Below are 13001 nucleotides of genomic sequence, written 5' to 3'. Positions count from 1 at the left end.
AATGGGTGTTTTTTTTATTATAGGGCCATTTAGTTGAATAACTGCCTCTAAAGAGAATTGTATATTTATGTTAAAATTTAGGGATAGTTCTTGAGAACAACTTGGTTATTTAATAAGAGTTTTTCGTTATTGCCATAGATACTTTATTTATAGTAGAAGAAGTGAGGGATTAACATGTTTTTTGTTCAAATGTCTGGCTTTCCTGGGTCTGGAAAGTCTACACTTTCTCGTCAAATTGCTGAGCGTACAGGAGCAGTCATAATAGACCACGATATTGTAAAATCTGCTTTATTACAGTCAACAGAAGAAATTCAAATCGATTCAAAATTAACTGGTAAGATTTCATATAATATTGATTGGTCTTTAATTGAATTTTACTTATCACAAGGACAAAATGTAGTATTTGATAGCCCTTGCCTTTATCAAGAAATGGTAGATCGAGGAATTGCTATGTCTAAAAAATATAATGTGAAGTACAAATATATTGAGTGCTACCTTGATGATTTTCAAGAGATTAATTTTAGATTGAAAAATCGAGAAAGAATGATAAGTCAAATAAGTGAGGTAACTTCCGAAGAGAATTTTAAATATACATTAGTCAATAGTAAAAGACCCGCTGATTATCAGTGCTTGGTTGTAAATACTGGCGAACCTATCGATAGTTATATTAATGACGTTGTAAATTACATAAAGAAATGAGTTGTAAATATTTTTATTCAATTAAAGGGCGCGATTGTGGAGCAACACAGGTAGAAAATAATCAAACTTTTTTATAAGACCTGACTTAAAACAGCTAAAGAAGAATCCCTTTTGGTCAATCTTTTTTCAAAAGGGATTCTTCTTATTTAACGTAAAATAAGGAATTTGCGAGGCATTTTTAATCAAACTTTATTCCAAACCAACAGTATTGAGTTACAATAAAGTTGTATACAGAACACTTAAACAGAATACATGAGTGATGATAACTATAAAATACAAACCTTGGTACAGTGTATTGCTGTATCAGGGTTTTTGTTTATGGTTTTTATTATGGCACACAAAATGCATTTCTTTAGTAAAGAATGCGACTTTCCTTCATCTAAGTAGCCATATGGTTGAATAACATTTTTATATGAAAGTCACGCTCTAGAAATGAAATAAAACTGCGATGAAACACCCCTTTGAAACCGAATAGGAGAGCAACATTTCAAATAATGTTCCTTGATATAATTCTCTATGTAATATAACTTTGTTTGAACAAGGAGATGGAAGCATGAGTAAGTTAACAGGCAAAATCGCTTTAGTTACAGGATCAAGTCGAGGAATTGGCCGCAGTATTGCATTGCGTCTGGCTCAAGAGGGAGCCTTTGTCATCGTTCATTACGGGAAAAGGCGTAATGAGGCAGAAGCAGTTGTTCACCAGATCGAACAAAGCGGAGGAAATGCTTGCGCAATTGGTGCTGACCTCAGTACTCTAGATGGTATTCAAGATTTATTTACTACTTTGGATGATACTATTCGGGGATATATGGGCGGTGTCGGATTCGATATTCTTGTCAACAATGCTGGAATAGGTCAAATTATGAGTTTAGAAGAGACGACGGAAGAATCATTTGAGGAGGTAATGAAGATTAATGTTAAAGCACCACTTTTTGTTACTCAGCAAGCTTTGCCACGTTTAAAAGATGGAGGACGTATTATTAATATTTCTTCTTTTGTGACACGTGCAGCTTCGCCAAGTGTCTTCACATACAGTATGTCCAAAGGTGCTATCGACACGTTTACGCGTCTTCTAGCCAAGCAACTAGGGAGCCGTGATATTACGGTAAACGCCATCCAGCCTGGAATTATTAATACGGAGATGAATGCTGAGACTTTGGAAAAGCTTGATGGGCAAAAATATGCGGCTGGTCTTTCAATCTTCAATAGATGGGGAGAACCCGAGGATGTGGCAGATATTGCCGCCTTTCTTGCTTCCTCAGACAGCCGTTGGGTAACTGGTCAATTACTCGATGCAAGTGGAGGATCTCATCTATAGAACCTGTAAGATAACGAATTTATACGGAACTTCAAATGAAGACACCCGAAAAAGTTAGACACATATTTTTAAGCAGTTACTGAGGAATGAACTCTGTATTGGACAGGGCTCATTCCTTTTAATTTTTCTTTCATTCGTTGGTTAATGTAAATAGTAAATGTACCTCTCCAATTAGAAATGAAATGTTCCATACTTTCAAATTTTTAGTTCAGATGTTAATCGTCCTTCATTATGGAAGTATGTTGAACGATTGGCCCCATTTACAGAGGGAAATCCAGTTCCGGATTACGAGAAACAGAGTGGATTTATCGATGCCTAGCAATCGGGCTCAATTGTTGAACAGCATAGTTAGAAAATGATCCGATTTATTTAATAAAATCGAAACCGAAATATGCAAGAAAAGAATCTATTTTGATCATACCTTCTATTAATATGGATTCTTTTATTTGCCGTAAAATAAGGGTTTCTGAGGTACTTTAATTGCATGTCATCAAAAGCAAATGATTAAAATGTGGCACGAAGTTAAATGTAGGTTATTCCATTAAAGGGCGCGTCTTTTTCAATGCATCACTATTGCTTAGCAATGGCTTTTAAGAAGCAGCTCTAGAAATTATCTAATTTATATAATAAACCACAAATAAAAAAGCAATTGTAAAAGTAAAAGATATATCCAGAGTTAGGTGAAACTAACTTGGAGATAGTTTGATTTTTTATGTAAAAAAAAATTAAATTTCAGATTCCTATCATTTTTCTTAGCTACAATGTAGTCAAATGAAGGGGGTAGTATCCATGAAAAAAAAGAGAATCAGTTTGATATTGGCTTTTTTAGTAACTTGTACATTCACTTTTGGATTAAGTGTTCGAGCTGATGATGACCATGAACACGAGTATAAGAAACATGAGAAGTACGACGATGATGATCGTTACGAATATGACCATGATGATGATGACGATGATGATCGTTACGAATATGATGATGAAGATGAATCCTATAATACGAATGGTGAAGTATACGAAAAAGGTACTTGGAATATTTGGACAAGAGAATTAGTTATGGAGAAAGAGGTTTTGCCTTTCAGCATGTCAAAATTAGTCAATTTGAAAGTAGTAGGTATGAATAAAGAATTAAATTTTTATGTTATCCCAAAAGACGGGGAGTTTTTTGTACCAGGGAAAACAGTGGCACAGCTTTTAGGAGCAAAAGCTACCTTTTACAAAACAAGCAAAATTTTAGATATACAATATCAAGAGAATGAACTAGTTTTTCGCTCAGGTACTAATGTTGTCTATGATAACAATGTTAAAACACCGTTACCTGCATCTTCATTCTATTTAAATGAGGAACTCTATGTACCAATCAGTGTCATTACAAATGGCTTAGGCTATGTGGTCGAATGGCAAGAAGACAATCAAATGTTTTTATGTCAACTTTTAATCAAATAGGAAGGAATGGTGAACAATGAAAGATCCGAAAAAAGCGAAATGGATATTAGGCGCATCAGGGGTGATGTTATCTGCCGTACTATTAACGCAAATAAACACTTCAATACAAGCAAAAACAAACCATTCAAATGATCTTCAAATTACTGCGCAACAAGAAAAAGACATGACGGAGAAAGAGAAAGAGCTTGTCCAACTAGATTGGACAAATTTTGAAGTTCAAGCTGCCAATCAAATTTCAAAAAAGAGTGATCGAAAAACCAAAAGAACATAGTGGAGATGATGAAGATGGACACACTTTCCCTACAATTAATGAATACCGATTTTTTTATAGCTATTCCAAAAGGTAAAAATAAAAATTGGAAAGAGCGGGCTGAAAAATGGTTGCAGTACGTAGCAAAAGAATGGTCAAGGTTTCTACCTAATAATGAGTTGTCACTATTAAATGAATTAAAGATTGGCGAGACATTGCAACTAAGCACGTCACTTTATGATTGTTTACAACGAGCAAATCAATATTATCTTCAATCCAATGGATTATTCTCACCCTATTTGAAGTTGCAGCTGGAGCAGCAGGGCTACAATCAGTCGTTCCCATTTAAAGTGGCTAAGCATCAATCCTCAAATGTAAAGTCCATCTCAGGAAAGCCATTTCAGTTTTTAAGCAATCAGCAGGTAATGAAACTTGCGAACCAGGAAATTGATTTAGGTGGATTTGCTAAAGGGTATGCCATAGAAACGCTGGCTAATTGGCTTGAAAATGAGGTTGCCCCTGATTACGGCATTATAGATGGTGGTGGTGATATGAAACTATGGTCTACAGGGGAGAAGATATGGAAGATTGGTGTGGCTGACCCTAAAATAATTGATAAAGAAATTAGCTATATCAATATTAGCACGGGAGCGATTGCCACTTCTAATCGAATTTTTAGAAGTTGGACACAAAATAATATTACGAAGAATCATCTATTGAATGGACGAACAGGTGAGGTTGCCAAAACAGATGTGTTGCAAGCGACGGTCGTAACATCTTCATTGTGTGATGCCGAAGTATGGGCAAAGCTTTGTTTCCTAATAGATGAAAGTGAGCAACAACAGTGGTTTGAAACAAATTGTCAACGAAATGCTCGGTTTATTGTCAAAGAAGGACAAGAAGGTTATTGGATGATGGCAAGGGGGAGAGAAGTTGTTAACTAGTACATGGGAATGGATTAGACTATTTGGATTTTTAGCCTATTTTTATTTTACAATCTCCATTATTTTTGGGCTTTTAAGAAAATCACCATATGTAAAATCACATAAAAACTTAATTTATCAAATACATCAAAATGCAGGTTGGATGGGGTTGTTCACATTAATAGCCCATATGCTTGTATTAATGATTGACAGCTATAAGCCTTATAATGTAGTGGAAGTTTTGATTCCTTTTGCCGCTGACTATAAGTCAGTAGCCTCTAGTCTTGGCACAATTGCTTTTTATTGTTTTTTGATCGTGTTAATGACTTCAGATTTATGGATTAAAACAATGAGTCGATCTATATGGAAGAATATTCATATGCTTGTGTTACCTGCGTGGTTACTTTCACTTTGCCATGGCATCATCATTGGTACTGATACTGAAAATTTATTTGTACTAATTTTTTATGCGTTAACAGCCGGTTTCACTTTAGTTATATTGGTTTTGCGAAGAGTGAGCCAAGAGAGTTTGAAAAAGGACATTTCCCCGAAAAATAATACGTCTATCTAAGTGATAAAAGCATCAACTCTTCCTAGAAAAAGGGAAGGATTGATGCTTCTATTATTTCAAATTTTAAATACAATATGAAATGTTGTGCCTGTTCCTACTTTACTTGTAGCAAAAATTTTCCCATTGTGCTGTTCAACAATCGCTTTTGCTATTGACAGACCTAAACCAGTTCCGTTTCTTTGGCGTGCAGCATCGCTACGATAAAATCGTTCAAAGATTAAGGATAATTCATGCTCTGGTATACCAATTCCTTGATCGGTTAAAGCAATTTCAATAGAATCTCTTTCTTTTAAAAGGGTGAGTGTTATTTTCCCTTTTTTAGAGTACGAAATAGCATTTTCCAATAATATATAGAGTAGTTCTTGTATCTTTGCTGCATCTCCAAGTAGCTCTATATTTTCTTCAATTTGTGTTTCAAATTGTATTTCAGGAGGCATTAATTTGTGGAATTTTGCACTAACTTTTTCTAGCATTTTGGAGAGTGGTATAACACCTATATGCTGATTCCATTGTTGCTGATCATGGCGAGCTAAAAATAACAATTTCTCCAACAATTCTTTCATTAGTTGAGCTTCTTCTTTCATTTCATGAATTAATTCTTTGCCAAAAGGGCTTATATTTTTAGCTTCTTCTAGATCTAATATATCGAGCGAGCTATAAAAAATACTGAGTGGTGTGCGCAATTCATGAGAGGCATCTGAAACAAACTTTTTCTGTTTATCATATGACCATTGAATAGGGACCATTGCTTTACCTGCCATATAGTAACTAAGGAGTCCGATTAAGACTGTAGAAATACAAGTTAACAGAATAAGTAACTGAATGGTTTTTTTGAAAAAGTGTTGTTGTGAAGTAATGGATTTCCCTAAAATGATATATCCAACAACCTCATTACGTTCGTAAATAGGTTTTTTCAGAAGAAGGAAATGCTCATTTTGCCATTCGAAATGAAGCACTGTTTTTTCATTTGTCTTGCTTTTTGTAAAGACTTCCTCTAATTGTGTTTTCAGACCTTTATAGGACTCATCACCGTGAACAAATATATGGTTGTTTGTATAAATGTAATAGAAAAAATTACGGTTTGGATCATAGCTCAAATTTTCCTTGTCATGATCCTTGTATTCATAAAAATCATGTTTTTGTTTTGTATAGATGGATTCTAGTTCTTCTAACTGTTGAGTATCCATCAAATTTACGAGTGAAAAATAAAGAATGATGATGAAGAGAGAAAAAAACGAAAAGAAAATGGTGGCATATAATAATGATAATTTTTTTCTTGTTTTATTAAACACAGTAATCCCTCAGTTTATAGCCAATCCCTCTTACATTTTGAATATGCGATTTTTCATGGCTAGTATCAATTTTTTTTCGGACGAGTTTCACAAGTGCATCCAAGGAGTTATTTGAAACGTCAAAATCATAGCCCCATATGTAAATACATATTTGTTCTCTTGTAAGCACATGTCCCTTATTGATGAATAGGAATTCTAAGAGTGCAAACTCATTTTTAGTTAATTCAATTTCAGTATTATCGCGAAGGAAAACGCGAGAATCTATATTAAGTTGTAAATTTTCTACTTGGATGACTTGTTCGATTACTTTTTCTTTTCTTCGCAGTACTGCTCGAATTCTTGCTAAAAGTTCCTCCATCTTAAAAGGTTTTACTAAGTAATCATCTGCTCCACTATCTAAACCTTGAATAATATCAGAGGTATCATCTTTTGCAGTCAGCATCAAAATACCACCACTAAAACCTGTATCTCGAAGTTGTTTGCAAACCTCAAGACCACTCAGCTGAGGCATCATCCAATCTAAAATTAACAAATCAAAACTTTCGGAAAAGGTATGGTCGAGCGCGTCTAGTCCGTTATCCACTTCGATTACGTGGTGAAATTCCTTTCTAAGAATATATACGATATTTTTTCTTAAACGAGCATCATCTTCTGCAAGTAATATTTTCAAAGTTGTTTTCCCCCTGTAAATTATATTCAATATACTATACAACCCTAAAATGAATTTAAACTGAAAATTGTAGCTTTGAAAAAAAGATGCGATGCTTTTTTTAAAGTAGTGGAGGTTTGACCATCGGTAATCAATATGAGAGCCGCACGATCAAGATGTATCGTCGATTTTTGAAATTATGATTTGGGTAAATCTTTTATTTCTGTGCAATGTGCCAGCCAATAGGTTTTGATTCGGGCATTGATCTACTCCCTTAGTTGGTTGTGATAAAAGTATACTACGAATATCACAGCAAGCGGCATAAAACGGAAAGAGCAAAATGAATCCCATAAAAATTATGACTGAACCTTGAAATAAATGAAAACACCTCTCTGATTAAGGAGGTGTTTTTATGAGAGGTATAGAGGGGTATTAATGGTTTTGGTTAATACTTTTAAATAATAATAATATTTTTCAATTTTTTCCTTTTGTACATCATTGTAAAGCCTCAATAGAATATGCATCATGTGATTTTAAACACCATTAGCATAATTTTCCGTTTGTGTATAAGGTATTTCTTCATATGTAGGAGATAGAGATCAAGCGTGTGCAAAAACTTATTTTTGTTCTAACGTCTAAATACTTTTTCGTTAATTGGCACTCATTTCTGAGTCTGAACAAAAATGCAGAAGTTTGTTTTAATTTTTAACAGGAACTAGTAAACAGTATATATGTACATAAGCTGAGTGGAGCTATTTTTATACTAAGTGTCTATACTGTTTAACCAATCAAATGTAAAATAAGTGATTCTTATGTATGTAATATGTAGATTTATCGAAAAAGGGACTTAAATAAACTAAACAGCTTGTATTCCTGTCAACATTATCGTTCTTTTTTTCTTCTGGTTAGAAGTAATTGATATAGAAAAATAATGGCCAAAAAAATTACTCCAAATAAATAAAACCAAAATATGGTTGTTTTTTCTCCCCAGTGAATACTTACTTGGCGTAAAAGAGCAATAAATAAGATTAGTAACGGGATAAGTATAGCTTTCCTATTAATCAAAATTGTTCACCACCTCTAATTTTCAATTTATGTTTCTGCATGCCTATCCAACTTTGAAACATTTTTTCAAATCTTAGCTAAAGTAAATGGAATCCCCTAAAAGCAAAGTGTTTCGCCATTTTAAACAAATGTCTATAACACCGATTACTAAAAGGGGATGATACAAATAAAAATTTAAATTCAATTACTTAGAACTATGTAATTAAATTATAATCAAAAAGTCAAAACTAAGTTTATTTTAGTTAGTCGTTACCTAACCATACTCCAACTACCCCACCTACTACGGCACCAGCAGCAATTCCCCAAGGTCCACCAAGTCTACCCACTTGAGCCCCTTTTTTTGCTCCTTGTACTAAAGCAACACCTGTCGCGCCAAGACCTGCACCTGTAGAAAAATTAAGAACAGAAGATGCAGCGCTCCCTCCACTAATCGATTTCAATCTTCAAGCCATCGCCATCTATCTCCATTAACTTTGCTTCAGATAATTCGTTCATCCCTAACTACCTCAACCTTTCTAGTAATTGGAATAAAACTAACAGTTATATTTAAATATATAGTACTTTTTTGATGTGGTTTACAACTGTGTAATTCCGCAAAGTACCAATTGCGTAATCACACAGTTGATTACAGATAGTAGCTCTTTTTAGGGGGAAATTAACACAAATTCATTAGCATTCTTTATGTAATTTTTACCTGAATTTTGATTACCTATTTTAGAAATATAGCAAAATATTAAAAAAACAACAAAATTTTACTATTCCATTTTATTGTTAGATGTTTATAATGAAATGTAAATATTTTAAATTAAAAGTGGGCGATGGATGGATTTGTTGTATCAAAACAATATACTTAAGGAAATGAAAGAATTAGTCGTATCGGAAGATTTCCATGAGTCTTTCAGAACTAACATTTTAAATTATATTGATGAAAAAAAAGATTCACATATGATTTTTGGCCATCTCTGTATGATTCACTATCAAGAGTTTGCCCAAGATGATAACTTGGAAATTATAAAGATAGCTGCCGCTATTGAACTAATAATTTTAAGTTTTGATATAATAGATGATTTACAAGACAATGATTCAGATTATATCTGGTGCAATGAACCTGCTTTTGCTATGAATGCAACTTTAGCCATGATTTTTTTAGCTATAAAGCTGATAAGTGAAAGTTCCTTTACTCATAAACAAATAGCTATAGGTGTTTTAAACGATTTTGTCTTAAGAAGTATTAACGGACAACACTTAGATTTATTAAATAATTGTAGAGTTGAAGAAAGCTATATAGAAATGATTACTTTAAAATCTGGATCATTGACTGCCTTAAGTAGTCAATTAGGCACGGTTCTAGCGTTAGGTAAATATGAACCCTGTGTAGAAGAGTATTCAAGCTATATAGGTGTTATTCAACAAATAAAAAATGATATTGAGGATTTAAACATGTGGAATAAGAAAAATGATTTGCTAAATAAAAAATTTTCCATACCTATTATTTTTTTATTTGAACAAAGTGAGGAGTATTCGAAAATTTTAACAGATTATTATTCAGGTACTACAGCATACTTAGATAATCAAATTTTTGAAGATGCTTTGATGAATAACGGAGCTATCCATTATACCGTTGCATTAAAAAATACGTTTAAATTTAAAGCACTAGATTTATTAAAGATAATGCCATTTAGCAAAAAAAGTAGGCTATATTTAGAGAAATTAATGGAATGAGGGCTGTAATTTGAGAAAATTAATTCAGTATTTATTAGAAAATCCTAGTTTAATTGTTTCCTTAAAAGAAAACAAATTGTCATTAGTAGGTGTTACAACACGAGAGCAACAGGCTATTTTAGAAGCATTTAAAGAGCCTATCTATTTTAGAGGGCTTGGATGGCGCGGGGCAGTGGATGAAAATAAAATATAGTGCGTTTTTATTTACGATTATTAGCTATACATTAGCGATCGTATATATGTTGTCTATCAGTTTCAGATTTCCATTGATCGGCATTGAAGTCGAAAGAGTACATAATGATTGGGTCATAAAGAATTTTACCTATCCTGAGTGGGCAAACCTCAATGATGCAGAAAAAGGGGATACTATTTTAGAGGTAGATAATAAAGAAATAGAAACAGGAAAAGACACAAAAGAATATATGATAAGAAGTGCAAATAGTATCTTGTTAGAAGATTCACAGGGTAATTTAAAGACTATACAAATTAAGTATTCAGAGTTGCCATATCAATTTCTGCATGCTTTCATTATTCCATTAGTTTATTTCTTTATCAATTTAACGTTAAGTATTTATTTATATATATATAAAAGAAAAACCTTTCAATCCTTGGGCATCTTTATTTTATTTATACTGACAGTTTCATTGACTTATAGCAGTGTGGGAGCTTCTACTCGATTAGATAGTTTAGGCATATTTATAATAAGCAATGGTTTAATATTAAGCTTAATTTTATTAATTCATTTTTTATGTAATTATCTTAAATCTTTAAGTATTCATTTCACTTTTATAGTGAATAAAATGATCTTATATGGATTTACTTGTATTGTTGGTTTATTGACGCTATGTGAGATGGTTGATCCTTTGATAAGACCATTCAATACAATTCTAATTTTAGTTATATTTTGTGTTCTAATACTTTATGCTATTTTTATAATGGGTATGTCTTACATAAGATATCGTAAGCAACAATTTTTGCTATTATTTTTATGTTTGATAGTACCATTCCTCCCGTTTGTGCTACTCTACGTTCTACCGATTCTTTTATTTAAACAATTTATCATATCATCTTCGGTTAGCGCTTTGTTTTTATTAGTTATCCCTATTTCTTTACTATTGGTGCAATTTCCTGAGCGGTTGTTTGATTTAGATTATCAAATTTCCAAGATCCGTAATTATAGTATGTTTTCATTAACGTTAGCTGCTTTAATATGTACAGGGATTTATCTTACTATTCATATTTATTTAATGGATTTACTGTATATCTTTTTATTTGTGTTTATATTATTGGTAGTTGCACTCTATATTAAAGAAAAGATAGATTATGCTAATCGGAAGCTACTATATTCCCCTAAAGGAGATTATATTCACGTTGTCCATAAAACTATCGAACGCATTATAAAAGTGACAACAGTTGAAGAATTATTAGAGCGCTTTACAGAGGAACTATCACAACAATTAGCTGTTAGTAATATTACTATTTATATCTACTCTACAGTTGATGGAACAGTTATTAAGAATGATTTACCGTCTGTTCCCGTCTTTAATTTTGATACTATTGAAAAATTAAGCTTAGGTGAGATAAAGAAAATAGGGGACCTTTATATAGGTTGTTTACATGAAACCTTAGATCAAAAATACATTCTTACGATTGGGGATAAAGATAAAGTTTATTTAAAAAGAGAAGAGTTATTATGCCTTGAACTGTTGATTATGTACATAAGTAACTTTATTGAAAATACGCAATTGGTTGAAGACTTAATCTACCAATTGAATACTTCTCAAAAACCAGGTAAGCCATATCCTCCATGGCTAAGGAAATTCGTTTGGATAAAGCTCGAAAACGAAAAATATCAGCTAGCTCAAGAGCTCCATGATACGATTCTTCAAGAACAAATCCATCTAATTAGAGAGATAGATAAATTTCAAGACAAGCAAGTACAAAAAGAAATACAACAACTCATTCAGCAGCATCGCGAAAATCTGGTTGAGCTTAATCACCAATTACGCTATTATTGTGGAAAATTGAAGCCACCACTACTAGAAAAGCAAGGTTTAAAGGCAGCATTAAATAAATTATTTGCAGAGACAGATCAGCGTGCGGATTTCGCTATCATTCTTGAAATTGAAGATGTAGAGTTAGCGAATGCTGATTATCCTTTACTCATTTATCGAACAGTACAAGAATTATTAAATAACGCAATAAAGCATTCACAAGCTACCTATGTGAAGATACAACTTATCTCTACATTATATGGCTTTGAGCTGGTGTATTTGGATAATGGTGTAGGCTGCGATTTGTCCGAAAGTGAACGGAAAAATTCTATGGGACTCCAAGGAATAATAGAGCGTATTTATGCTTATAACGGTTTTATCCAAATTGAGTCTGCTCCTGACGAAGGGATGCGCGTCCATATAAAAATAGAGGAAGGAGTTACTTATGATTAAACTACTTATAGTAGACGACCATCCTATGATTTTGGATGGCAGTAAAAAGCTTTTTAACGCCGTATCAGACATTTCAATTGATACATTAAATGATATAGAGTCATTTGCAGATGTTATTGAGAAAAAAGTGTATGATGTTTTTTTAATTGATGTTAATCTCGGTGCTTGCAGTGGTCTAACATTTGCTGAATTAGTGAAGGAAAAATATCCATCCTCAATTGTAATTTTATATACGGGTGATGATATTAAAGATTACTATTCCTTAATTATTGAAAAGAAAATTAATAATGTGATTTCGAAAACAGCAACAAAAGATCGGATATTAAAAACCATTTACGCAGCCATGAACAATGATCTGTTACTTCCTGAAAACTTTATTGATTATGTTAATGATCGGTATTCAGGGAACTCTCTCAAAAAAATATTGCGCTTCAATAACAGAGAAAAAAGAATACTCGAGCTCGTAATGGAAGGATATACGAATCAGGCTATTGCGCTTGAACTGGGTGTAAAGCAACGGACAATTGAAAATAATTTAACACAAATCTATGCACTGTTAAATGTGGGGACACGTGCTGAAGCGGTAATAAAAGCGAAGGAGATGGGGTTGATTTGAAAATTA

The 13001-nt window shown here is 32.8% G+C and carries 13 protein-coding genes; 10 read left to right on the top strand and 3 right to left on the bottom strand.

Translation table 11 applies throughout. The annotated features are described in order from the left end of the window. Positions 1 to 174 precede the first annotated feature (174 nt). From AC3CH7_RS20460 to AC3CH7_RS20435, 6 genes are all read left to right on the top strand, one after another. Positions 175 to 699, top strand: coding sequence for a P-loop nucleotide/nucleoside kinase family protein (locus AC3CH7_RS20460; RefSeq protein WP_012296026.1), 525 nt, complete (start codon positions 175 to 177; stop codon positions 697 to 699). Between the two features lie 553 nt (positions 700 to 1252). After that, on the top strand, positions 1253 to 2017 hold the full coding sequence (locus tag AC3CH7_RS20455; protein WP_036164738.1) for an SDR family oxidoreductase: 765 nt from the start codon (positions 1253 to 1255) through the stop codon (positions 2015 to 2017). 789 nt (positions 2018 to 2806) lie between these two features. After that, a complete protein-coding gene (locus tag AC3CH7_RS20450) occupies positions 2807 to 3460 on the top strand; it encodes a copper amine oxidase N-terminal domain-containing protein (RefSeq protein WP_080717382.1) in 654 nt (217 codons plus the stop codon). Between the two features lie 16 nt (positions 3461 to 3476). After that, positions 3477 to 3731: a hypothetical protein gene (locus AC3CH7_RS20445; RefSeq protein WP_012296022.1), complete on the top strand. Its 255-nt coding sequence runs from the start codon at positions 3477 to 3479 to the stop codon at positions 3729 to 3731. Between the two features lie 14 nt (positions 3732 to 3745). Then, positions 3746 to 4654: an FAD:protein FMN transferase gene (locus AC3CH7_RS20440; protein ID WP_488381852.1), complete on the top strand. Its 909-nt coding sequence runs from the start codon at positions 3746 to 3748 to the stop codon at positions 4652 to 4654. Next, positions 4644 to 5204: a ferric reductase-like transmembrane domain-containing protein gene (locus AC3CH7_RS20435; RefSeq protein WP_012296020.1), complete on the top strand. Its 561-nt coding sequence runs from the start codon at positions 4644 to 4646 to the stop codon at positions 5202 to 5204. The genes AC3CH7_RS20440 and AC3CH7_RS20435 overlap by 11 nt, the downstream gene beginning before the upstream one ends. 56 nt (positions 5205 to 5260) lie before the next feature. On the opposite strand, the gene AC3CH7_RS20430 is transcribed toward AC3CH7_RS20435, so the two are convergent. The 3 genes from AC3CH7_RS20430 to AC3CH7_RS20420 all read right to left on the bottom strand — a co-directional run bounded on the left by AC3CH7_RS20430 (position 5261) and on the right by AC3CH7_RS20420 (position 8650). Beyond that, positions 5261 to 6496, bottom strand: a complete 1236-nt coding sequence (locus tag AC3CH7_RS20430) for a sensor histidine kinase (RefSeq protein ID WP_012296019.1) — start codon at positions 6494 to 6496, stop codon at positions 5261 to 5263. After that, positions 6489 to 7166 carry a response regulator transcription factor gene (locus tag AC3CH7_RS20425; protein WP_012296018.1) on the bottom strand — a complete coding sequence of 226 codons (678 nt, stop codon included), beginning with the start codon at positions 7164 to 7166 and terminating at the stop codon, positions 6489 to 6491. Before AC3CH7_RS20425 ends, AC3CH7_RS20430 begins: the two co-directional genes overlap by 8 nt. A 1286-nt stretch (positions 7167 to 8452) precedes the next feature. Continuing rightward, entirely contained in the window at positions 8453 to 8650 is a 198-nt protein-coding gene (locus AC3CH7_RS20420; RefSeq protein WP_488381851.1) for a Blp family class II bacteriocin, read from the bottom strand. Between the two features lie 382 nt (positions 8651 to 9032). Here AC3CH7_RS20420 and AC3CH7_RS20415 point away from each other — a divergent pair, with 382 nt between their 5' ends. Genes AC3CH7_RS20415 through AC3CH7_RS20400 form a run of 4 tightly spaced genes read left to right on the top strand, consistent with a single transcriptional unit; the run spans position 9033 to position 12995 of the window. Continuing rightward, entirely contained in the window at positions 9033 to 9932 is a 900-nt protein-coding gene (locus tag AC3CH7_RS20415; RefSeq protein ID WP_416277812.1) for a polyprenyl synthetase family protein, read from the top strand. A gap of 10 nt (positions 9933 to 9942) precedes the next feature. Beyond that, positions 9943 to 10125 (top strand): competence pheromone ComX, encoded by a 183-nt coding sequence (comX, locus tag AC3CH7_RS20410; protein WP_036164729.1) that lies wholly within the window; start codon positions 9943 to 9945, stop codon positions 10123 to 10125. Then, a complete protein-coding gene (locus AC3CH7_RS20405) occupies positions 10109 to 12379 on the top strand; it encodes a sensor histidine kinase (RefSeq protein ID WP_416277813.1) in 2271 nt (756 codons plus the stop codon). Before comX ends, AC3CH7_RS20405 begins: the two co-directional genes overlap by 17 nt. After that, positions 12372 to 12995 carry a response regulator transcription factor gene (locus AC3CH7_RS20400; RefSeq protein WP_036162429.1) on the top strand — a complete coding sequence of 208 codons (624 nt, stop codon included), beginning with the start codon at positions 12372 to 12374 and terminating at the stop codon, positions 12993 to 12995. The genes AC3CH7_RS20405 and AC3CH7_RS20400 overlap by 8 nt, the downstream gene beginning before the upstream one ends. Positions 12996 to 13001: the final 6 nt, after the last annotated feature.

Source organism: Lysinibacillus sp. F12 (assembly GCF_057773605.1).
This window is presented reverse-complemented; position numbering and strand designations above follow the sequence as displayed.

Bases quoted from the DNA above. Each gene is read 5' to 3' on its own strand.
- AC3CH7_RS20460 (WP_012296026.1), top strand. From the start codon at position 175: ATGTTTTTTGTTCAAATGTCTGGCTTTCCTGGGTCTGGAAAGTCTACA.
- AC3CH7_RS20455 (WP_036164738.1), top strand. From the start codon at position 1,253: ATGAGTAAGTTAACAGGCAAAATCGCTTTAGTTACAGGATCAAGTCGA.
- AC3CH7_RS20450 (WP_080717382.1), top strand. From the start codon at position 2,807: ATGAAAAAAAAGAGAATCAGTTTGATATTGGCTTTTTTAGTAACTTGT.
- AC3CH7_RS20445 (WP_012296022.1), top strand. From the start codon at position 3,477: ATGAAAGATCCGAAAAAAGCGAAATGGATATTAGGCGCATCAGGGGTG.
- AC3CH7_RS20440 (WP_488381852.1), top strand. From the start codon at position 3,746: ATGGACACACTTTCCCTACAATTAATGAATACCGATTTTTTTATAGCT.
- AC3CH7_RS20415 (WP_416277812.1), top strand. From the start codon at position 9,033: ATGGATTTGTTGTATCAAAACAATATACTTAAGGAAATGAAAGAATTA.
- AC3CH7_RS20405 (WP_416277813.1), top strand. From the start codon at position 10,109: ATGAAAATAAAATATAGTGCGTTTTTATTTACGATTATTAGCTATACA.
- AC3CH7_RS20400 (WP_036162429.1), top strand. From the start codon at position 12,372: ATGATTAAACTACTTATAGTAGACGACCATCCTATGATTTTGGATGGC.